Origin of the sequence: Aeribacillus sp. FSL M8-0254 (assembly GCF_038008845.1) — a bacterium.
Lineage (GTDB): Bacteria > Bacillota > Bacilli > Bacillales > Aeribacillaceae > Aeribacillus > Aeribacillus composti.
In genome coordinates this window covers 3756951-3778846 of the sequence record NZ_JBBOZY010000001.1, presented here as the reverse complement: position 1 = coordinate 3778846, position 21896 = coordinate 3756951, and the positions used below count along the sequence as shown (strand labels likewise).

At 38.3% G+C, this 21896-nt stretch carries 20 protein-coding genes, 2 tRNA genes and 2 pseudogenes; 22 read left to right on the top strand and 2 right to left on the bottom strand.

Features of this window, described 5'->3' with window-relative positions:
• Window position 1: 1 nt before the first annotated feature.
• A complete protein-coding gene (gene yyaC, locus NSQ44_RS18210) occupies window positions 2-619 on the bottom strand; it encodes a spore protease YyaC (RefSeq protein ID WP_094244813.1) in 618 nt (205 codons plus the stop codon).
• Between the two features lie 248 nt (window positions 620-867).
• On the opposite strand from yyaC, the gene NSQ44_RS18205 reads away from it, so the two are divergent.
• The 21 genes and pseudogenes from NSQ44_RS18205 (at window position 868) to NSQ44_RS18105 (ending at window position 19315) form a co-directional block, all read left to right on the top strand.
• Window positions 868-1074 carry a DUF951 domain-containing protein gene (locus NSQ44_RS18205; RefSeq protein WP_063387758.1) on the top strand — a complete coding sequence of 69 codons (207 nt, stop codon included), beginning with the start codon at window positions 868-870 and terminating at the stop codon, window positions 1072-1074.
• A 147-nt stretch (window positions 1075-1221) separates the two neighbouring features.
• Window positions 1222-2319: a redox-regulated ATPase YchF gene (ychF, locus tag NSQ44_RS18200; protein WP_063387759.1), complete on the top strand. Its 1098-nt coding sequence runs from the start codon at window positions 1222-1224 to the stop codon at window positions 2317-2319.
• A 103-nt stretch (window positions 2320-2422) separates the two neighbouring features.
• Window positions 2423-2710, top strand: coding sequence for a 30S ribosomal protein S6 (gene rpsF / locus NSQ44_RS18195; protein WP_063387760.1), 288 nt, complete (start codon window positions 2423-2425; stop codon window positions 2708-2710).
• Between the two features lie 66 nt (window positions 2711-2776).
• Window positions 2777-3274 carry a single-stranded DNA-binding protein gene (gene ssb / locus NSQ44_RS18190; protein ID WP_063387761.1) on the top strand — a complete coding sequence of 166 codons (498 nt, stop codon included), beginning with the start codon at window positions 2777-2779 and terminating at the stop codon, window positions 3272-3274.
• Between the two features lie 43 nt (window positions 3275-3317).
• A complete protein-coding gene (rpsR, locus tag NSQ44_RS18185; protein ID WP_044748995.1) occupies window positions 3318-3554 on the top strand; it encodes a 30S ribosomal protein S18 in 237 nt (78 codons plus the stop codon).
• A gap of 126 nt (window positions 3555-3680) precedes the next feature.
• Window positions 3681-4607, top strand: a complete 927-nt coding sequence (locus NSQ44_RS18180) for a YybS family protein (RefSeq protein ID WP_340858040.1) — start codon at window positions 3681-3683, stop codon at window positions 4605-4607.
• Window positions 4608-4643: 36 nt separating this feature from the next.
• On the top strand, window positions 4644-6620 hold the full coding sequence (locus tag NSQ44_RS18175) for a DHH family phosphoesterase (RefSeq protein ID WP_340789954.1): 1977 nt from the start codon (window positions 4644-4646) through the stop codon (window positions 6618-6620).
• Entirely contained in the window at window positions 6617-7063 is a 447-nt protein-coding gene (gene rplI, locus NSQ44_RS18170) for a 50S ribosomal protein L9 (RefSeq protein WP_063387764.1), read from the top strand. Before NSQ44_RS18175 ends, rplI begins: the two co-directional genes overlap by 4 nt.
• Window positions 7064-7177: 114 nt before the next feature.
• Window positions 7178-8548, top strand: coding sequence for a replicative DNA helicase (gene dnaB / locus NSQ44_RS18165; protein WP_340858038.1), 1371 nt, complete (start codon window positions 7178-7180; stop codon window positions 8546-8548).
• 154 nt (window positions 8549-8702) lie between these two features.
• Window positions 8703-9995, top strand: coding sequence for an adenylosuccinate synthase (locus NSQ44_RS18160; RefSeq protein WP_063387766.1), 1293 nt, complete (start codon window positions 8703-8705; stop codon window positions 9993-9995).
• 369 nt (window positions 9996-10364) lie between these two features.
• Window positions 10365-10440: transfer RNA gene (locus NSQ44_RS18155), tRNA-Lys, on the top strand.
• A 104-nt stretch (window positions 10441-10544) separates the two neighbouring features.
• Window positions 10545-10617: transfer RNA gene (locus NSQ44_RS18150), tRNA-Phe, on the top strand.
• Window positions 10618-10926: 309 nt separating this feature from the next.
• Window positions 10927-11640 (top strand): response regulator YycF, encoded by a 714-nt coding sequence (yycF, locus tag NSQ44_RS18145; protein WP_340858036.1) that lies wholly within the window; start codon window positions 10927-10929, stop codon window positions 11638-11640.
• 2 nt (window positions 11641-11642) lie between these two features.
• On the top strand, window positions 11643-13475 hold the full coding sequence (gene walK / locus NSQ44_RS18140; RefSeq protein WP_340858033.1) for a cell wall metabolism sensor histidine kinase WalK: 1833 nt from the start codon (window positions 11643-11645) through the stop codon (window positions 13473-13475).
• Window positions 13472-14815, top strand: coding sequence for a YycH family regulatory protein (locus NSQ44_RS18135; RefSeq protein ID WP_340858028.1), 1344 nt, complete (start codon window positions 13472-13474; stop codon window positions 14813-14815). The genes walK and NSQ44_RS18135 overlap by 4 nt, the downstream gene beginning before the upstream one ends.
• Window positions 14802-15617 (top strand): two-component system regulatory protein YycI, encoded by an 816-nt coding sequence (locus NSQ44_RS18130; protein WP_340858024.1) that lies wholly within the window; start codon window positions 14802-14804, stop codon window positions 15615-15617. Before NSQ44_RS18135 ends, NSQ44_RS18130 begins: the two co-directional genes overlap by 14 nt.
• Window positions 15618-15626: 9 nt before the next feature.
• Window positions 15627-16421, top strand: a complete 795-nt coding sequence (locus NSQ44_RS18125) for an MBL fold metallo-hydrolase (RefSeq protein WP_063387771.1) — start codon at window positions 15627-15629, stop codon at window positions 16419-16421.
• Between the two features lie 120 nt (window positions 16422-16541).
• On the top strand, window positions 16542-17765 hold the full coding sequence (locus NSQ44_RS18120) for a S1C family serine protease (protein WP_340858018.1): 1224 nt from the start codon (window positions 16542-16544) through the stop codon (window positions 17763-17765).
• Between the two features lie 56 nt (window positions 17766-17821).
• Window positions 17822-17977, top strand: a complete 156-nt coding sequence (locus NSQ44_RS18115) for a CxxH/CxxC protein (protein ID WP_065095530.1) — start codon at window positions 17822-17824, stop codon at window positions 17975-17977.
• Between the two features lie 125 nt (window positions 17978-18102).
• On the top strand, window positions 18103-18582 hold the full coding sequence (gene rlmH / locus NSQ44_RS18110) for a 23S rRNA (pseudouridine(1915)-N(3))-methyltransferase RlmH (RefSeq protein ID WP_340858016.1): 480 nt from the start codon (window positions 18103-18105) through the stop codon (window positions 18580-18582).
• A gap of 259 nt (window positions 18583-18841) precedes the next feature.
• Window positions 18842-19315: pseudogene (locus tag NSQ44_RS18105) on the top strand (type II toxin-antitoxin system PemK/MazF family toxin).
• Between the two features lie 611 nt (window positions 19316-19926).
• Here the strand turns inward: NSQ44_RS18105 and NSQ44_RS18100 are convergent.
• Window positions 19927-21073, bottom strand: a pseudogene (locus NSQ44_RS18100) (IS256 family transposase).
• Between the two features lie 215 nt (window positions 21074-21288).
• On the opposite strand from NSQ44_RS18100, the gene NSQ44_RS18095 reads away from it, so the two are divergent.
• Complete coding sequence (locus NSQ44_RS18095) at window positions 21289-21882, top strand: helix-turn-helix domain-containing protein (RefSeq protein WP_061566052.1); 594 nt, start codon at window positions 21289-21291, stop codon at window positions 21880-21882.
• Window positions 21883-21896 lie beyond the last annotated feature (14 nt).

Here is a 21896-nt window from a genome sequence, read left to right as displayed (position 1 = left end):
GCTAAAATTCAAATCCTCTTCGAAATAGCGATACGTTTGATTGTTCAGATTCCCTTATAGAATTGAAGGTATTGATCAAACTTGCTGAGATGACGTCAGCCATGCTCATAACAAGATGGAGCCTCGTATTTTGCAAAACAAAAAACTCCATAAAGCCGCTGACATTAACGATTCCGGTGATGTGCATATCTCCGACCGCCGGAAGCGATTTGTTGACAGCTGCACCTGGCTTTAAGGGACCTTCCGCTACTTGAAAAGAACCAATGTTTTGATAGAGACCTAAACAAGCATCCACAGCAATGATGAAGGGATGTTCGAACTGATTGTTTATTGTCTCAATCGTTTCTCCTAAATTGACAGCATGAACCGGAGATTTCAAAGTCCCAAATATATGAACATGAGTTAAATTTTGTTCCATTAGCTTCGTTCCGACTATCGGACCTAACGCATCTCCTGTTGAACGATCTGTTCCAATGCATAAAACGACGATGGAATCTTGATGTTCTTTTGGTATAAGACTTCCAATTTTTAGTGATAATTTAGTAACAGCATCTGTATGATGATAAAAGATTCTTTCTTTTTCTTTTTTATAAGGGAAAAAATTTGTTTTTATATTCATCAGCCATTCACCCCCTGAAATAGTATTACCAGTATACGGAATATTTAAATTTTCTATACCTAAAAATGAATAGTGTTTATACCTTCAAACGGGATTGGCTTGATGAAAGGTACAAATCAAATACAAAACTTGTTAAAATAAATCTATCATGGCGCCATCTAAGTATAGATGGCTTTTCGCTTTAACTAAAAAGATATACTGTATGTTTGCTATAAAGAATATTTAAGGAAGGGATGATGACGGCTTAGATGGTTAACAAGGAATTTGACCTTTATGATATTGTTGAAATGAAGAAACCTCATCCTTGCGGAGAAAATCGCTGGAAAGTGATCCGAATGGGAATGGATATCCGTATTAAATGTGAAGGTTGCAGCCATAGTGTTCTCATGCCGAGAAAAGAATTTGTAAGAAAGATGAAAAAAGTCATTGAAAAACATAGTGAGAAGCAACAATGAAAGACTGCTGCCTTAAATCGGCAGTCTTTTTTTATAGAGCTGATCGATTTGGAGGATGAAAGCTTGTCATTTTTCTTGTTCCTATCTATAATGGGTGAAGATTAGTTGATGAGATAGTGTCCGTACAAAAAGAGGAGTGGAAAATTCATGGGATTAACTGCTGGTATTGTTGGTCTTCCGAATGTTGGAAAATCAACGCTATTTAATGCGATCACACAAGCGGGGGCCGAGAGTGCGAACTATCCGTTTTGTACCATTGATCCGAACGTAGGAATTGTTGAAGTGCCTGATTATCGCCTGCAAAAGCTTTCAGAATTATTTAAGCCGAAAAGAACGGTTCCGACAACATTTGAATTTACTGATATTGCAGGAATTGTCAAAGGGGCAAGCAAGGGAGAAGGTCTTGGCAATAAATTTTTGTCTCACATTCGCCAAGTGGATGCAATTTGCCATGTTGTTCGCTGTTTTGATGATGAAAATATTACGCATGTTGACGGAAAAGTGGATCCGATTGCAGATATTGAAACAATTAACATCGAGTTAATTTTGGCCGATTTGGAAACAGTTGATAAACGGATCGATCGCGTTGCCAAAATAGCAAAACAAAAAGACAAGCAAGCTATGTTTGAATATGAAATTTTAATGAAGTTAAAAGAAGCGTTTGAAAATGAAAAGCCCGCCCGTTCTGTTTCATTCACGGAAGAACAGATGAAATATGTAAAACAGCTTCATTTGCTCACCATTAAACCTGTACTTTATGTAGCAAATGTTAGTGAGGAAGATATATCCTCTGGAAGTAATGAATATGTGGAAAAAGTGCGCAAATATGTTGCTGCGGAAAATGCCGAAGTAATTGTCGTATGTGCAAAAATTGAATCTGAAATGGTCGAGCTTGATTCGGAAGAAAAAGAAATGTTTTTGCAGGAGCTTGGAATTCAGGAATCTGGTTTAGATCAATTAATTAAAGCATCTTACAGCTTGCTGGGACTCGCCACATATTTTACTGCTGGGGAACAAGAGGTTCGGGCATGGACGTTCCGCAAAGGAATGAAAGCACCTGAGTGCGCAGGCATCATTCATTCTGATTTTGAACGGGGATTTATTCGGGCCGAAACAGTTTCCTATACAGACTTAATTGAGGCAGGTTCGATGGCTGCTGCAAGAGAAGCTGGAAAGGTTCGATTGGAAGGAAAAGATTACGAGGTTCAAGACGGAGATATTATTCATTTTCGATTCAATGTCTAATGTTGCGGGATCAATAAAATTTTGCTATAATTTTGGTTTGTGAGTAATGATAATTACTCCTTGCCCAAATTGGGCCGTCAAGACCAAAAGGAGGTGTAAGAGAATGAGAAAATACGAAATTATGTATATTATCCGTCCAAACATTGAAGAGGATGCTAAAAAAGAGCTAGTTGAGCGTTTTAACGGCATTCTTGTGAACAATGGTGCGGAGATTACAGAGGTGAAGGAATGGGGAAAACGCCGTCTCGCTTATGAAATTAAAGACTTCCGAGATGGTATTTACATGATTTTAAACGTTCAAGCTTCACCTCAAGCGGTTGAAGAATTTAACCGTTTGGCAAGAATCAATGAAGATATTTTACGTCATATCATTGTTAAAGAAGAAGAGTAATTTGTTCCAATATACGTGTTAAAATGGTAATATCATCTTAAAAGACATTTTAGGAGTGGTTCTGAAATGATGAATCGTGTTGTTTTGGTCGGTCGGCTTACAAGAGATCCCGAATTACGATACACGCCCAGCGGTGTAGCCGTTGCAACCTTTACATTGGCAGTTAATCGAAATTTTACAAATCAGCAAGGGGAACGCGAAGCAGATTTTATCAACTGTGTCGTTTGGCGGCGTCCTGCGGAAAACGTAGCCAACTATTTAAAAAAAGGCAGCCTTGCGGGTGTTGATGGCCGTCTTCAAACACGCAGCTATGAAGATCAAACGGGAAGAAGAGTATTTGTAACAGAGGTTGTGGCGGACAGTGTTCAATTTTTAGAACCGAAGAGTGCCGCAGTCGGGAATAATTCGGGATTTTTTGCAGGAAATCAAGGAAATGCAAATCCATATGGCGGTGCACCATTTGATCCAAACCGGAATAATCAGAACCACCAAAACTTTGACGATGATCCATTTGCTAATGATGGACAACCGATTGATATTTCAGATGATGATTTACCATTTTAACCGATTGTACGCCTAGATAAATGTAAAGAAGGGAGGAATTGTAATGGCTGGACGCAGAGGCCGCGGTAAACGCCGGAAAGTGTGCTATTTCACAGCAAACGGCATTACGCACATTGATTACAAAGATGTTGATTTGCTTAAAAAATTCATTTCTGAACGCGGAAAAATTTTGCCTCGCCGTGTAACAGGAACGAGTGCAAAATATCAACGGAAATTAACAGTTGCCATTAAACGGGCCCGTCAAATGGCATTGCTTCCTTATGTTGCAGATGATAAATAAGAAATTTCAAAGGCAGCAAGGTGAATCCCTTGTTGCTTTTTTCTTGTCCGTTAAATGAAACCATGATTTGATTGTTTAAAAAGTCTAGATTAAAATAATGGTATGAGTCTTGATTGAGGTGAGTCTGTGAAACGTACGAATGTTTTAACAGAAGGTGCTATATTCGTTGCTATTTATACCGTTTTTCTATTAATTACTTTATATGTTCCGATATTAAGCATTATATCAATATTTTTCCTTTCGACGCCGTTTATTATTTTCGGTATCCGCCACGGAATTAAGCAGTCTTTTGTTTTATTATTAGCATCAATCGTGATGACATTTTTGGTCGGCTCCATCGTTTCGCTGCCGATTGGGCTCATGTTCAGTGTGACAGGTATCATAATGGCATACTTTTATCGTCAAAAACGGCAGCTGTTTGCGTTAATAGGCGGCACCATTTCATTGCTCATCAATTTCGTTCTTGATTATGCGTTATCAATTGCTTTTTTGGGCGTTGATCTTTTTAGTGATGTTATACAACAAACCAAGTCTTCAGTAAGGGAAACATTAGCCGCATTCCCTTCAATGGATGAAGAAATGAAAAAAACAATGATGGAGCAAATGAACGAGCAGTTTGATTTATTAATGAACTTGCTTCCGAGCATGTTTGTCATTGTGTCATTTATGTTAGCCGTGATTATACATATATTGAACATTGGAATTATAAAAAGATTAAAATTGAATGTTGGAACAATCACCCCTTTCCGCGACTGGAAATTTCCAAAAAGTATTATTTGGTATTATTTAATCGCCATTCTCCTTATGCTTATCAATTTGCCTAAAGAATCTTTTTTAAATATCGCGCTTTACAATATTGTGTTTGTTTTACAGACTGTGCTTTTAATTCAAGGGTTTTCCTTTATTCTTTATTTTTGTCATGTGAAAAAACTTTCGAAAGCAGTGCCGGTATTGATTGTAATTGGAACATTTATTTTGCCAATTCTTCTTTATCCAGTACGAATATTGGGAATCATTGATTTAGGGTTTAATCTCCGCGAAAAAATACGTTAGGCCTTGGTTCGTTCTTTTTGCAAGGAGCTGAATAAAATGCCGAGTTTTTTTGAAAAACCTTTATTCTTTTACCCGTTATACGCACTCATCGGCGTAATAGCGGCAATGATCGGTTTTCTGTTATTTTATAATTGGGTGATTGGCTGTATTAGCGCAATCGTTGCAGGTTGTCTGTTGTTTTTTTTCTTTTATGCTGTTAAACGATTGAAATTGGAATTGGAACATTCTATTTCTGATTTAACGTTTCGTTTGAAAAAAGCTGGCGATGAAGTTTTTATGAAGATGCCGATTGGCATTATGCTTATCAACGATCAATTTGCAGTGGAATGGGTCAATCCATTTTTAGCTTCATATTTTAAGAACGACAAGCTGGTCGGTCGTCCTCTTGACGAAATTTCTGAAACATTAAAAGTGTTATTTCAAAAAGGGATAGATTCCGATATCGTGACTCTTCAAAATCGTAAATTTCGCGTCATTGTCAAAAAAGAAGAAAGGCTTCTTTATTTTTTTGATGAAACGGACCAAACGGAACTAAAAAAGCAGTATGAAAGCGAACGGATTGTTTTAGCTTATATATTTTTAGATAATTATGATGAAATCGCACAAGGGCTCGACGATCAAAAGCGGAGCAATTTAAACAGTCTTGTGACATCCATATTAAATAAATGGGCAGTCGATAACGGTATTTTTTTAAAAAGAATTTCCTCTGAACGTTTTATTGCGGTTTTTAATGAAAAAATTTTGGCTGAGCTTGAAAAAACGAAATTTTCTATTTTAGATGAAGTCAGAGAAAAAGCGGTTATTCAAAATGTTTCTCTCACCTTAAGCATCGGGATTGGAGCCGGCATTAAAGATCTGTCTGAATTGGGGCATCTGGCGCAGTCGAGTCTAGATCTTGCCTTAGGCCGCGGAGGAGACCAAGTTACTATTAAACGGGGAAATGGCAAGGTTAAATTTTACGGCGGACAAACAAATCCGATCGAAAAACGCACACGCGTTAGAGCTCGAGTGATTTCCCATGCATTAAAAGAAATCATTCGTGAAAGTGATAAAGTATTTATTATGGGTCATAAAAATCCTGACATGGATTCAATTGGTTCAGCAATAGGAATATTGAAGGTGGCGCAAATCAATCATAAAGAAGGTTTTATTGTTGTAAACTATGAAGAATTCGGCCAAGGACTTCAAAAGCTTGTGGAGGAAGTAAAGAAGGATGCTGAGTTATGGTCCAGATTCATTACTCCGGATGAAGCCCTGAATATTGCAACAGATCATTCTCTTCTCGTGATTCTAGATACGAATAAACCTTCAATGGTGGCTGAACAAAAATTGCTGAGCGAAATTGACCATGTAGTAGTCATTGACCATCATCGCAGGGGAGAAGAATTTATTCAAGATCCACTGCTTGTTTATATAGAACCTTATGCATCATCTACATCTGAACTTGTTACGGAAATTTTAGTATATCAGCCTGCAGAATTTAAAATGAGTACAATAGAGGCCACTGCATTGTTGGCAGGTATTACGGTAGATACAAAATGCTTCACGCTTCGAACAGGCTCTAGAACATTTGATGCGGCGTCTTATTTGCGATCAAAAGGAGCGGATACAATCCTTGTCCAAAAATTGTTGAAAGAGGATATTCAACAATTTGTTCAACGTGCCAAGTTCATTCAAAACACAGAGATTATGAATAATGGGGTTGCAATAGCAAAAGCAGATCGAGAAGATGAATATTACGATCAAGTGATCATTGCTCAGGCAGCTGACACTCTTTTATCAATGAACGGCGTATTGGCGTCGTTTGTCATTGCGAAGCGTGATGAACATACAGTCGGTATTAGTGCTAGATCATTGGGCGATTTTAATGTTCAATTAATAATGGAAGCACTTGGAGGTGGAGGGCATTTAACAAATGCCGCGACCCAGTTGGAGCATGTTACGATAAATGAAGCAGAAAAACGATTAAAAGAAGCTGTTCAACAATATTTAGAAGGGAGAAATGAAGAATGAAAGTGATTTTTTTACAAGATGTAAAGGGGAAAGGGAAAAAAGGTGAAGTAAAAAATGTAGCTGACGGCTATGCCCAAAATTATCTTTTTAAAAAAGGTTTGGCTGTTGAAGCGACGAGTGCCAATTTAAAACAGCTGGAAGCGCAAAAGAAAAAAGAAGAAAAAGAGGCAGCGGAAGAATTAGCGCAGGCAAAAAAATTAAAAGAACAGCTTGAAAAAATCACGGTTGAATTAAAAGCGAAAGCCGGTGAGGGCGGAAGATTATTTGGTTCTGTAACAAGCAAACAAATTGCTGATCAATTAAAAAAAGCACATAATATTCAAATCGATAAACGGAAAATTGATCTTCCAGATGCGATTCGTTCTTTAGGCTATACAAATGTTCCGATTAAGCTTCATTCGGAAGTGACGGCGACGTTAAAGGTACATGTGACAGAAGAATAATGGCAAGGAGCAATGTGGTATTATGGAAAGAAATTGATCTTGAAGTAATGCCACATTTCTCTTTATACTTTTTGGAGAAAAAATTTATGTGTCCACGGTAAGGCGGTGATCATCTTGAATGATCTTCTGGTCAGTGATCGAATTCCACCACAAAATATAGAAGCAGAGCAGGCAGTGCTTGGGGCAATTTTTTTAGAACCTGAAGCGCTTATGTTAGCTTCCGAAATATTAGTGCCTGAAGATTTTTATCGATCGAGCCATCAAAAGATTTTTCAATCAATGTTGAGGCTTTCGGAAAAAGGAGAGCCCGTCGATTTAGTAACGGTGACAAAAGACTTGGCGGATGCGAAAATTTTGGAAGAGGTTGGCGGGGTTTCTTATTTAAGCGATTTAGCGGGATCCGTTCCTACAGCAGCAAATATCGAATATTATGCGAAAATTGTTGAAGAAAAATCGATATTGAGAAGACTTATACGAACAGCAACGTCTATAGCTCAAGAAGGCTATAATCGGGAAGACGATGTGGAAACACTTTTAACAGAAGCCGAAAAAAGCATCATGGAAGTGGCGCAGCGGAGAAAAGCCGGATTGTTTCAAAACATTAAAGATATTCTTGTTCGAACATACGATAAAATTGAAATGCTCCACAATCGCAAAGGGGAAATTACAGGAATTCCTACAGGCTTTTCCGAATTGGATCGTATGACGGCCGGCTTTCAGCGAAATGATTTAATTATCGTAGCGGCCCGCCCGTCTGTCGGTAAAACTGCATTTGCCTTAAACATCGCTCAAAATGTTGCGACGAAAACGGACGAAAATGTAGCGATTTTTAGCTTGGAAATGGGTGCGGAACAGCTTGTCATGCGTATGCTATGCGCAGAAGGAAACATAGATGCCCAAAATTTGCGAACGGGAAATTTAACCCCGGATGATTGGGGAAAGTTGACGATGGCAATGGGGAGTTTATCAAATGCCGGCATTTATATTGATGATACACCTGGCATAAGAGTGAGTGATATTCGCGCCAAATGCAGACGGTTAAAACAGGAAAAGGGCCTTGGTTTAATTATCATAGATTATTTGCAATTAATTCAAGGAAGCGGGCGGAATCGGGAAAACCGCCAGCAGGAAGTTTCGGAAATATCAAGATCTCTTAAGGCTTTGGCACGTGAATTGGAAGTGCCGGTTATCGCATTATCCCAGCTATCACGAAGCGTCGAGCAGCGTCAAGATAAACGCCCGATGATGTCAGATATTCGGGAGTCCGGTAGTATTGAGCAGGATGCAGATATCGTCGCCTTTTTATACAGAGATGATTACTACAATACGGAATCAGAAAACAAAAATATTATTGAAATCATTATAGCCAAGCAGCGGAACGGCCCTGTAGGAACTGTTCAGCTTGCATTTGTAAAAGAATATAATAAATTTGTAAATCTTGAAAGAAGATATGAAGACGATCATATTCCTCCTGCTGTCTCTTGATGAGGCAGTTGTTTTTTGTAAGCATCTTATATAATACGAACAAAATATTTAATAATAAAGTGAACGTTCGGATTTTATTGACTCTACTTGCTACAATTGGTAGAATAAACTTGTTTCTTTGTATTGGATTTTTGGTGAACACGGAGGTGCACACATGTCATCAGTTGTTGTTGTTGGTACACAATGGGGGGATGAAGGAAAAGGGAAAATAACCGATTTCCTTTCTCAAAATGCGGAAGTGATCGCCCGTTACCAAGGTGGAAACAATGCTGGCCATACAATCAAATTTAACGGTGAAACATATAAACTGCATTTAATCCCATCCGGTATTTTTTATCAAGATAAAATTTGTGTCATCGGAAACGGAATGGTTGTCGATCCTAAAGCGCTGGTAGAAGAGTTGAACGGTTTGCATAAACGGGGAATTCAAACAAATAATCTGCGAATTTCCAACCGCGCTCACGTCATTTTGCCTTATCATTTAAAATTGGATGAAGTGGAAGAAGAACGAAAAGGAGCCAACAAGATCGGGACGACGAAAAAAGGAATAGGTCCAGCCTATATGGATAAAGCAGCCCGTATTGGCATCCGCATCGCCGATTTATTGGATCGTGAAGTCTTTGAAGAAAAATTGAGAAGAAATTTAGAAGAAAAAAATCGCCTGTTTGAAAAAGTATACGAAGTTGAAGGGTTTAAACTGGAAGAGATTTTAAATGAATACTACGAGTACGGCCAACAAATCAAACAATATGTATGCGACACATCTGTTGTGCTGAACGACGCGCTTGATGAAGGACGCCGTGTTTTATTTGAAGGCGCGCAAGGTGTTATGCTTGATATCGATCAAGGTACATATCCTTTTGTTACATCTTCCAATCCAGTAGCAGGCGGTGTGACAATTGGAGCAGGTGTAGGTCCTACGAAAATTAAACATGTTGTCGGCGTATCAAAAGCTTATACAACTCGTGTAGGAGACGGTCCGTTTCCGACAGAGCTCCACGATGAAATTGGCGATCAAATTCGTGAAGTTGGACGGGAATATGGTACAACAACAGGACGTCCGCGTCGAGTGGGCTGGTTTGACAGCGTTGTTGTTCGCCATGCGCGCCGGGTAAGCGGAATAACTGATTTATCTTTAAATTCCATCGATGTATTGACAGGAATCGAAACATTAAAAATATGCATCGCCTACAAATACAAAGGTGAAATTTTAGAAGAATTTCCAGCAAGTTTAAAAGTACTTGCACAGTGCGAACCTGTCTATGAGGAATTGCCGGGTTGGAAGGAAGACATTACGGGGGCAAAAAGCTTGGACGATCTTCCTGACAATGCACGCCATTATGTTGAACGGATTTCCCAGTTAACAGGTATCCCACTTTCCATCTTTTCAGTTGGTCCAGATCGTTCACAAACAAATGTTGTCCGCAGTGTATACAGTCCAATATAATAAACTTGGAGGGATCGGCTGTTCCCTCTTTTTTTTGTGAAATTAAAAAAAATCGTTGTTTTGTCCCTCTAGAAATGATATTATTATACACGTCTTGAGAAAAATGAGCGTATTGGCTCCAAACTGTTCGCACAACGCATCCAACATCCTCGAAAAATCAGGAAGAGGAAGGGACATCTGACAATTTTAAAATGGATTAGAAGAAAAAAATTTTTTTATGAGCCATTAGCTCAGTCGGTAGAGCAACGAGCAAAGCTTCATCGAATAAGCGACGAGTTGTCCCGACGCATCCAACATCCTCGAAAAAGCTAGAAGAGGAAGGGACATCTGACAAATGAAAAATGGATTAGATAGGAAAAAATTTTTTATGAGCCATTAGCTCAGTAGGTAGAGCATCTGACTTTTAATCAGAGGGTCGGAGGTTCGAATCCTCCATGGCTCACCATTACAATCGAGAAAAATTATACAAGCTTCCTCACATTCGAGAATCCACATATATGAAAGGCTTGAGAGAGGGAAAGAGAATTCGCATTCTTGAAAACTTTATACGGCTCGGTAGCTCAGTCGGTAGAGCAAAGGACTGAAAATCCTTGTGTCGGCGGTTCGATTCCGTCCCGAGCCACTTCATACGCACGGTTTATCCGTGCTATTTTTGGCTATAAGTAAGTTAAACCAAAATTGGTAACATTTGTGGTTGTAAATAGAAATTTGATTTCTCATCTCAAGCTGTTACAATAAGATAAAAATTGATATAATAGGTTTGATAGGAATTTACAGGGGTTTACTCTAAGTTCCAAAACCTATTGAATTTAAGACCTCTAGCAATAGCTAGGGGTTTTCTGCTTGTTTTTTCCATTTGTATTGAAAGTTGATGATAAGATGAATGTAATCGTGGTAAAGTAAAGTTAATAGATCAAAAGGGGAGAAAATGATGGGAAATAAAAAAATATTAGTTGTTGATGATGAAAAACCAATTGCAGATATATTAGAGTTTAATCTTAAAAAAGAAGGTTTTGATGTATACTGTGCTTATGATGGAACAAGCGCGATTGAAATGGTGGAAGAAATTAAACCTGACTTGATATTGTTAGATATTATGCTTCCCAGCAAGGATGGAATGGAAGTGTGCCGGGAAGTCCGAAAAAAATATGAAATGCCGATTATTATGTTGACTGCGAAAGATTCAGAAATCGATAAAGTGCTTGGTCTGGAGCTTGGTGCTGATGATTATGTGACAAAACCATTCAGCACAAGGGAGCTCTTGGCAAGGGTAAAGGCAAATTTACGAAGACAGCAAACAAATGCTACAAGGGAAGCGGCTTCTGAACAGTCGGAAATTCAAATCGGTTCTCTCGTTATTCATCCTGATGCATATGTCGTTTCAAAACGGGGAGAAACGATCGAGCTTACTCATCGTGAGTTTGAATTGCTTCACTATTTAGCGAAGCACATTGGACAGGTCATGACCCGAGAGCATTTGCTGCAAACCGTTTGGGGATATGACTATTTCGGAGACGTCAGAACTGTAGATGTCACGGTTAGAAGACTAAGAGAAAAAATTGAAGACAACCCAAGCCATCCAATATGGATTGTGACAAGAAGAGGGGTAGGTTATTATTTGCGCAATCCTGAACAGGAGCAGTGAACATGTATAGCAGTCGAGTGAGTTTTTTCCGTTCGATCCATTTTAAAATTGTGCTGATCTATGTGCTTTTGATTATTTTGGCTATGCAAATCATCGGTATTTACTTCGTTAAGGAATTGGAATCTTCTCTTATAGAAAATTTTAAATCTTCCCTTTCGCAGCGGATTGATTTGCTGGCTTACCAGATTGAACAAGCGATGACTAACGAAGAAGCGGACGAATCATTGGATATGGAAGATGAGATCTCTACTATTTTGCAAGATTTTAAACGAGAGGAAATTCATGAAGTTCGCGTAGTGGACCAAGATGCGCGTGTCATCGGGACATCTGATTACAACAAAGATGTGATCGGGAAAAGAACAACTGAAAATATGATTAAACGGACTTTAATCGTCGGTTCACCTGAAAGCAATGTTTTGCTTGATCCGCAAACGAAGCATCGTATGTATGTGTCAGCGACTCCGATCGTCACAGATTATAAACGAGAAACAATTGGCGTTGTTTATGTCGTTGCCTCAATGGAGGAAGTTTTTTCACAATTGCGGACGATTAACAAAATTTTTGCGACAGGCACAGGGATGTCCCTTCTTATTACCGCGGCGCTAGGAATTTTTCTTGCCCGCACTATTACCCGTCCGTTGTCAGATATGAGAAGGCAAGCGTTGGAGCTGGCAAAAGGGAATTTTTCCAGAAAAGTAAAAGTGTATGGAGAAGATGAAATTGGACAGCTTGCATTAACGTTCAATCATCTCACGGAAAAATTGGAGGAAGCACAGGAAACAACTGAAGAAGAACGTAGAAAGCTGGCGTCTATTATTACTCATATGACAGAAGGTGTCATAGCTACAGATCGGCATGGAAAAGTAATTGTCATGAACAATCCGGCCCATGAAATGTTGAATGTTTCACGTGAAACAGCCTTAGGAAAATCAATTGTGGAGCTTTTAGATTTAACGGATGAATGTACTTTTGAAGATTTAGTGAACCAGCAAGAACCGATGCTGTTAGATTTCAGCACAAAGGAAAAACCGTATATACTACGAATCAGCTTTTCTACGATACAAATTGATGAAGATCATATTAACGGATTGATTGCTGTAGTTTACGATGTAACAGAGCAGGAACGAATCAACCAAGAGCGGCGTGAATTTGTCGCAAACGTTTCTCATGAGCTGCGGACGCCGCTTACTACAATGCGTAGTTACTTGGAAGCATTGGCGGAAGGGGCTTGGAAAGACGAAACGATCGCACCAAAATTTTTACAAGTGACGCAAAATGAAACGGAGCGGATGATTAGGCTTGTTAATGACTTGCTCCAGCTATCAAAACTAGATAGTAAAGATTATCAATTAAATAAAGACATGGTGAATTTCACAGACTTTTTCCACAAAATTATTGATCGTTTTGAAATGTCTAAGCAGCAGCATGTCACATTTGTACGAAACATTCCGAAAAAAAGCCTTTATGTAGAAATTGAACCTGATAAAATTACGCAAGTGCTCGATAATATTATTTCCAATGCTTTGAAATATTCTCCTGAAGGCGGAAAAATCTCTTTTCAAGTAAAAGAACAAGTTGACCATATTGAAGTCAGCGTAAAAGATGAAGGCATTGGAATTCCAAAAGAAAGTGTGAAAAAGATTTTTGAACGTTTTTATCGTGTTGATAAGGCTAGATCACGCAAAATGGGCGGAACCGGTCTTGGTCTTGCAATTGCAAAAGAGATGGTGGAAGCACACGGAGGAGAAATTTGGGTGGAAAGTGAAGAAGGAAAAGGCACGACTGTATTTTTCACATTGCCGTATGAACGGAACCAAGAGGATGATTGGCTATGAACCGGGAAACGATAAAATCCATCATTTTAACATTTTTAGTGCTGACAAGTTTATTCTTCACCTGGAATATTTGGACATATCAGCCAAACTACGGGGAAATTTCTAACTCCAACTATATTGAAAACAACCCGTTAAGCAATGTAACAAAACAGCCTTATGAAGTCGTGCAGCCGGATCATATTATGATTCATGAAAAAATAAAACATTACGCAACTTATGACGAAATCGTCATCGAAAGACTTTGGAAGGATATCCGTCAGTGGGAGCTAGAGGAATTCAAAAATATTTCTGGAGAGATTGAAAAGCAATATGGTTTTAATCAATGGATAAACAGGGAAATACATAATTCAACCCCTAACTTTGAAGTTATTTTTAACGACTCGATTCCGATGTCAGCCCTCTTATCCATAACCGACTGGACGGATGAAGGAGATTTCAATATAGAATTTGATCGGATTTATATTCCACTGACTAACGAGAAATCGAATCGAAAAATTTATTTAGTCGACTACGAGCATAAATATGTTGTAGAAGCACAGGTGAAAACCGTTTTAAGCAATTTGTGGACAGAAGTGTATAAAGAAAAAGAAAACTTTGAAAGCTACGTGTTTTGGAACGGATTGTTTTTGCCTGAAAAGCCGTTTCCGATTCATCGCCTTCAATTTTTTACAAAATCAATGAGCGGAGAGCAGTTTAAAAATGCATTGTTTAATGATCCAAGTTATGTAAAACGGGATGTCAATGCTTCCGAATTTGTGTATACAGACAGCTCACGTCAGCTTGTCATCAACGAAGATAAAGAAAGGGTTGTTTACGTTAATCCGACAATTGACCAATCTTTAACGACGGAAAAAGGAAAATTGATTTTGCAGAGCATTGATTTTTTGAACAAACATGGCGGTTGGCTGTCAGGATTAAATGATTACCGTTTCGAAAAAACGGATCAAGAACAGAAAATTTATTTTCGTCTAACGGTCCGAAATTTACCAGTATTTTCGTTCAGCGATTCGCATTACTCGATCACGACGATCATGCAAAGCTGGGGAAAGAATGATATTGCCTTATATCAGCGTCCGTTATTTTATTTGGATGATTTTATCCGGGAAGATAAAACGACTTTACCTAAAGCAGCAGATATAATTGAAGCTATTAAAGATAATCCAAGCATTGAAGCCGACAAAATAAAACGTATTTTTCCCGCTTATGACATACAACAGTCGTCACGGCAAAATATCGTAAATTTGGAGCCGATATGGTGCATTGAACTCGAAAACGATAAATATCAAAGGCTGAATGTGAAAAAAGCGGGTAAAGGAGGGGAAGGTATTGGATTGGAGTAAAACGAAAACGGTGTTTATTATTGCCTTCCTGATCCTTGATATTTATTTAGCTTTTCAGTATATCGAAAAAATCAAAAGCTCCAAATATGATATGATCACGAAAACGACGATTGAAGAGCAATTTGCAGCGGAAAATATACAATTTGGGAAGCTTCCAAAAGAAGTAATAGAAGGTTCTTATATAACGGCAGAAAGCAAAATATTTAAGGAAGAAGAAATCGAACAACTGAAAAATCAAAAGCCGATGCTGCCTGATGAGGAGTTGACTCGTTCGGTAACAAAGCTTCGGATGAGTTTTGACAAACCGATTCCAATTGTAGGAGAAAATATCGAAAATAAGATCAAGCAAATTTTAACAACACAAATCATTGCGGGCAGTCAATACAAGTTTTGGCGCTACAGCAAAGAAACAAGGGAAATTATTTGTCTGCAGGAATACAAAGGAAAAATTATTTTTCAAGATGTAAGCGATGGAATCGGCATGATTGTCTTTTATTTAAATGATAAAAATGAAATTGTGTCTTATCAGCAAACATTGCTAGAAGATATAAAAGAGTTGGAGAAGCAGGAAATATTGCCTGCGATCAAAGCATTGGAAGCTCTTTATGAAAAAAATGATCTGAAATCTAACAGTAAAGTAACTGATGTAGAATACGGATATTACACACAATACCCGCTGTCGGAACAACAAATTTTGGCTCCGACATGGCATGTAGTTGTCAATAAAACAGAAGATTATTATGTGAATGCATTGGAAGGTCAGGTCATTAAACCGGAGAAAGAGAATAATAATTTGGAGTGAGTGAAGGAAATGAGCCTTAATTTCAGTGTTCTCGCGAGCGGCAGCACAGGGAATGCCATTTATGTAGAAACAGATGAACATTCCCTGTTAATCGATGCAGGATTAAGTGGTAAACAAATGGAAAATTTGTTTCAAGAAATTCAACGGGACATAAAAAATTTAAGCGGTATATTAGTCACCCATGAGCATAGCGATCACATCAAGGGACTTGGAATTTTAGCGAGAAAATACGAAATTCCGATTTTCGCGAATGAAAAAACGTGGAAAGCAATGGAGAGAGAAATCGGCGAAATTCATTTAGAACAAAAGTTTACTTTTGAAATCGGCGAAACGAAATCGTTTGGAAGTTTAGAGGTTGAATCATTTGGCGTTTCCCATGATGCAGCAGAACCAATGTTTTTTGTGTTTCACCACAATGGAAAAAAACTAGCGTTAATTACTGATACTGGATATGTAAGCGACAGAATGAAAGGGATCATACGCGGTGCAGATGTTTTTATTTTTGAAAGCAACCATGACGTAGAAATGCTGCGAATGTGCCGGTATCCTTGGAATGTAAAACGAAGAATTTTATCTGATGTTGGACATGTTTCAAATGAAGATGCTGCACTAGCTATGGCTGATGTCATTGGCGACAAGACGAAACGAATTTATTTGGCGCATTTAAGTAAAGAAAATAATATGAAAGAGCTCGCACGAATGTCTGTCCAGCAAGTATTAGAGAAAAAAGGATTCATTGTCGGAGAACAATTTGAATTATATGATACAGATCCAAAGAAACCGACGCCTCTCGTAGCTGTTTAAATGTTTGAATTTCCCCATCGTTGGGTATGTTAATGTTGTCATATATTTTTCCTGCCAGCTCGCGTTATACTATAATAATGTAGATAAAATCATTCGTCATCGGAAAGGAATGATGAGGCGATGGGATATTATGATGATGATTTTGAACGGAATAATAACAGAAAACAAAGGGGAAACTGGGGCGGATCATTATTGGCTGGGTTAATCGGAGCCGTGTTAGGCGCGTTATTAGTTATTTTCTCCCTTCCAGCATTAGCACAATTCAATATTCTTCCATATAATCTGAACATCAGTCCAGAGCAAAATGAGGAAGGGGAAACAGAAAATGTCCAAGGGCCAGTCAAAACAGTAAATGTAAATGTGAATTCAGCAGTTACAGAAGCAGTCAATAAAGTGAGTGATGCGGTTGTCGGAGTCGTCAATATTCAGCAAGTTAGCTTCTGGGATCAAAAACAAGAGGGAGAAGCAGGAACAGGATCAGGGGTCATCTACAAAAAGGAAGGCGATAAAGCCTATATTGTAACAAATCACCATGTTGTAGCCGGAGCGCATCAATTGGAAGTTGTATTAAACGACGAAACACGCATTCCCGCTGAACTTGTCGGCAGTGATCAGCTGATGGATTTAGCAGTATTGGTTGTGGATGCAAAGCATGTTAAGAAGGTTGCTGAATTCGGCAATTCGGACATAGTCAAACCGGGTGAGCCGGTGCTGGCAATCGGAAACCCGCTCGGCTTGCAATTTGCTGGGTCTGTTACACAAGGGATTATTTCCGGAACAGAACGGACCATTCCTGTTGATATTGATGAAAACGGAACAGTGGATTGGCAGGCGGAAGTGCTGCAGACGGATGCCGCGATTAATCCCGGAAACAGCGGCGGAGCACTTGTGAATTTAGACGGGAAAGTAATTGGAATTAATTCCATGAAAATTGCTGAATCCGCGGTGGAAGGAATCGGACTGTCTATCCCAATTAACATTGCAATTCCGATTATTAATGATCTTGAAAAATTCGGCGAAGTGAAGCGTCCATATATGGGAATCGGTCTTCAGTCTCTTGAAGACATCCCAAGCTATTATTGGGAAGAGGCATTAAATTTACCCAAGGACGTTAAAAACGGCGTGATTGTGATGAGTGTTGAGCCGATGTCGCCAGCTCAACGCGCAGGTTTGAGAGAGAAGGACGTAATTATAGAGCTTGCTGGGAAAAAGGTCGAAAATGTTCTCCAGCTTCGAAAGCAGCTATACAGCCAAAAGGTTGGAAGCACAGTGGAAGTAAAATTCTATCGAAACGGCGAGTTGAAAACAGTGAAGCTGAAGCTCGTTGAACAAAAATCTTTTTAAAAAACAGGAAGGCGAATCAGCTTTCCTGTTTTCATTATGGGGTAGGAGGATTATAAATGTATTGCTGCGAGGATCATATTGATTTAGCAATCGACATGTATGTAGACCAGTATGAAACAGCACCAAATATTCAAAAAATTGAATTTAATCACAGCTTATCCACAACCTGTGAATTGTGCAAAAAAACCGCAGTATATATAGTTGGGAACTGATTTTCGGATACGAAATATAGAGGTATTCATCCACAATTGTGGATAAAATCTGTGGAATATTTGTTATTTTATGTGGGAAATAGTTATCAACATGTTGATAAAATAAAAAAGGGGAAATATGAAAGTTGAACATTCAAATTATAGCGATTGGGAAGCTGAAGGAAAAATATTTAAAGCAGGGAATCGACGAATATTTAAAGCGTCTTTCATCGTACGCAAAAGTTGACATCATTGAACTTCCTGACGAAAAGGCTCCTGAACAAATAAGCCCGCAGGAAATGGAACTAATCAAAAACAAAGAAGGCGAACGAATTTTAGCCAAAATCCCGACCGATGCATACGTCATCGCCCTTGCCATTGGAGGCAAGATGAAATCCTCGGAAGAGTTCGCACATAGTATAGATAAACTGGCCACATACGGAAAAAGCAAAATCGCCTTTCTAATCGGAGGCTCTCTCGGCTTAAGCAAAGAGGTAATGAAACGGGCGGACGAAGCCCTTTCGTTTTCCAAAATGACCTTCCCCCACCAGCTCATGCGCCTCATTTTGCTCGAACAAATCTACCGTGCTTTTCGCATAAATAGGGGAGAACCGTACCATAAATAGAGGCAAAAATTGTTGAAGATAAGGTGGAATTTTATTGTCGGAAGCGGGTATTGGCTGTGGATCATCAGTTTCATTATCCGCTTCACGATACAACATGTGATTGATGAATTCACAGTTAATGGGGAATTTGAAAATTTTAGAACGTATAAACTAGAAAGTAAACTTAAGTATAGATTAGTAATAAAATTGGAATAAATACTATTAACGTATTTTCTTACTCCTCTTTTAAGGAATATAATAAGATTAGAGGAGGAGAAAAATGAGTTGGACCAAAGAAAAAAATATTCGAAATGCAGGTCATTGGCTTGCGAGAGCAATTGAATTAATTGAATTAAAAGATTATCAAAAACGGAATGGAACAGTACCTACAATATATAGAGGTGGGGTATTTAACGTTGAACTAGGAGAGGGCAATTTAGGAGGGGAAAAGAATAAAAGACGGCCTTGCTTAATTATTAGTAGGAATCAATTAAACAGTGGAGATACTGTTGTTTTGATTCCATTAACAACTAAATTCAAATATAACCTTGTGAACGGAGTGAAAACACCAAAATATAAAAATCATTACATACTCACTTAAATCCAAATATCCCTTTTAATCGAAGATTCATGCGTTAAGTTCGAAGATATTAAAACGGTAGATAAAGTAAGAATTGGTGAGCATTTAGGGAATATTGACGTGAAAGATTTGGATCTTATGAGAAATCGTTTATTATTTGCAATGGGATTTTAAATTTTATAACGAAAATAATCAACTTTTCCCCAAAAAATTGACTGGTTATCACTTGTCAATATGAATAATTAATGATATTCTTTAATTATATAAGTTGAAATTTTGTTTTACATCCAGCTGATCACTCGCCACGTTATATCATATCAGCTTGTATTTAGATGAAAACCGAAACGAAAAATCGGCAATTCTTTATTGCAACTTATATAGAAAATATTTTATGTTTAGATTGCCTCGTCGCAATCAGAGAGACTATATTTTATAGGTTACTGTTTGGGGGCTTTTTAGCCCCTTATCCAATTTAAGCACATAATACAATCGTTTAAGCATATAATATAACATGTTTAGATTGCCATGTCGCAATCAGAGAGGTCCAATCATTAAGATTGGGGTTTAAGGCCATTCCATTTTGGAATGGTCTTTTAATTTGTTTATATTACTATTTCATCGAAATAGGTACCGTCAAGAATTTTGTGTAATGTAAGGATAGATAGGGTATCTCTGAAATGGATTTAGAATAGAGAGGGCCTGTTTCTTCCACACAGGAGACTGAATATTCAGTCTCCTGTGTGGAAAGGGATATCCCCCTCATCTTATCGATTTACATTATTTGGTTAATCATAACGTTCTTCAAACATCGCTGCAGGGCTTCATGAGCTTCGGCAAATCCTCGTAACTTTCGCCCTGCCCATTTCTCATTAAAGTCTTGGATGGTCAAATACATGACTTTTTCCACGGCTTCTAAACTGCTCAAACTGTTCATCGGCTTTAGACGTTTCCGAATCTCCTTGATCGTTCGTTTGATGGCATTGGTCGGCTTGGATCATTCATAAAGGTAAGAAGGACATCTAACTCATTTCCCCAAGATTGAACTTCTCTCGGATACTTGCTCGACCATTTTGACTCAAACTGTTGAAACATCTGTAACGCTATTTCCTTATTCGGTGCGCAATAAATCAGTTTGAGATCTTCTGCCACTTCAAATTGGTCTTTTTTTCGAACACGACTGAGTGTGTTACGGACTTTGTGAACGACACAACGCTGCACATCGGCTTTCGGATAAACAGCTTTAAAGGCTTCTTCCAGCCCCGGTAGCCATCGAATACGCCCAGAAGCACTTCCTTTACGCCTCTGTTATATTGTTGTTGAGGAATCTCCTGCCATCCATAGGCGCTTTCCTTTCCTCCTACGAAAAAATCAAGAATTTCCCGATATCCTTCTTCGTTTACACCTAACACGACATAAATGACCGCTTTTTCTACCGTATCTCGACGAAGTTTCACGTACAACCCATCCAAATATAAGACCAAATAACGCTTTTGTAGAGGATGCGTATGCCATTTCTCGATGTCCTCCTTCACGACATCAGTCATACGACTGATCGTTGCAGGTGAATAAGTATTTCCTAAAATTCGTTCAATAAACTTGCCAATCTCACGCGTATTCATGCCACTTTGATACATCTTGATGACAGACAGCTTCCTCGAGCCAGCCGGTATGGCGTTGGTAAGGGGGAAACAACTGCGTTTGAAATTCCCCGTTTCAGTCTCTTGGGACCAAAAGGCCTTCAATTCGACCATATTGTGTATCTAGGTTTCGCTGATAGTAGCCGTTTCTCATATTCGACGTTTCAGTCTGTTCCATTTCGAGGAAATGTTTTATTTCTTCACGCATGATGAGTTCTAATTTTTCCTTTACAAACTGGCGAATCGCACTTTCGAGTTGATTGACCCAGTCTACATTCGGTATACTTTTAGACATAGGTAGGGTTCTCCTTTCTCTGGAATGTGTTGTTGGTCAAATCAGAGAATACCCTACCTTTTTTCTTTTGGTCTAGCAAAATGCTTTACACAAACTTTTATACATCATCTTTGCCCCATAAAACACAATAATAGTAAATGTTTGATTGACTGGAAACTATTTACCTATTACAATATAACTATATTGACCCAGACAATATTTTGGTAGGTGATCAATTGATAGGTTTAGAATACATCCTTGAACTTTATGGTATGCAGCAAATTGAACTGGCCGAAAAGCTTGGAATTAAAAAGCAAAATATTAATCTTTGGATTAAAAGAAAGCAAAAGATCTCTAAAAAACATTTACCTACGTTGGAACAAATTTTTGGCATAGACGCTAAATACTTTTCAAAAGAATTAACTGATTTAGATAAACTGGAGATTCAAAAAGAAAAATTAAAGCGGGATTTACAGCCTATTATCACGAAATATGAAGAACAGTTCCTCATTGGGGAAGAAAATGATCTTGTTGAAGTGCCGGTTTATGACAAAGAGGAATTGAATCAAATAGAACACGATATTGAAAAAGCCAAGCTAATTGAAAAATTTCGGAACATGCTTAATCGTGCTGAACATCAACCTTATTTAGACACATTTAAATTGGTTCTTGAACTTTTAGATAAAGCACAGCATGAACCGGTTTTCCATAAAACAATAGAAGCTTTAGCACATTATTTAGAAGTGTTACCAGATTGGGTGTCAACAGGCCCTGAACAAGATGAATTTGAAAGTGAATTATTCGAAGTATTCGATGATTATAATTACTAGATTTAAAAGGAGAT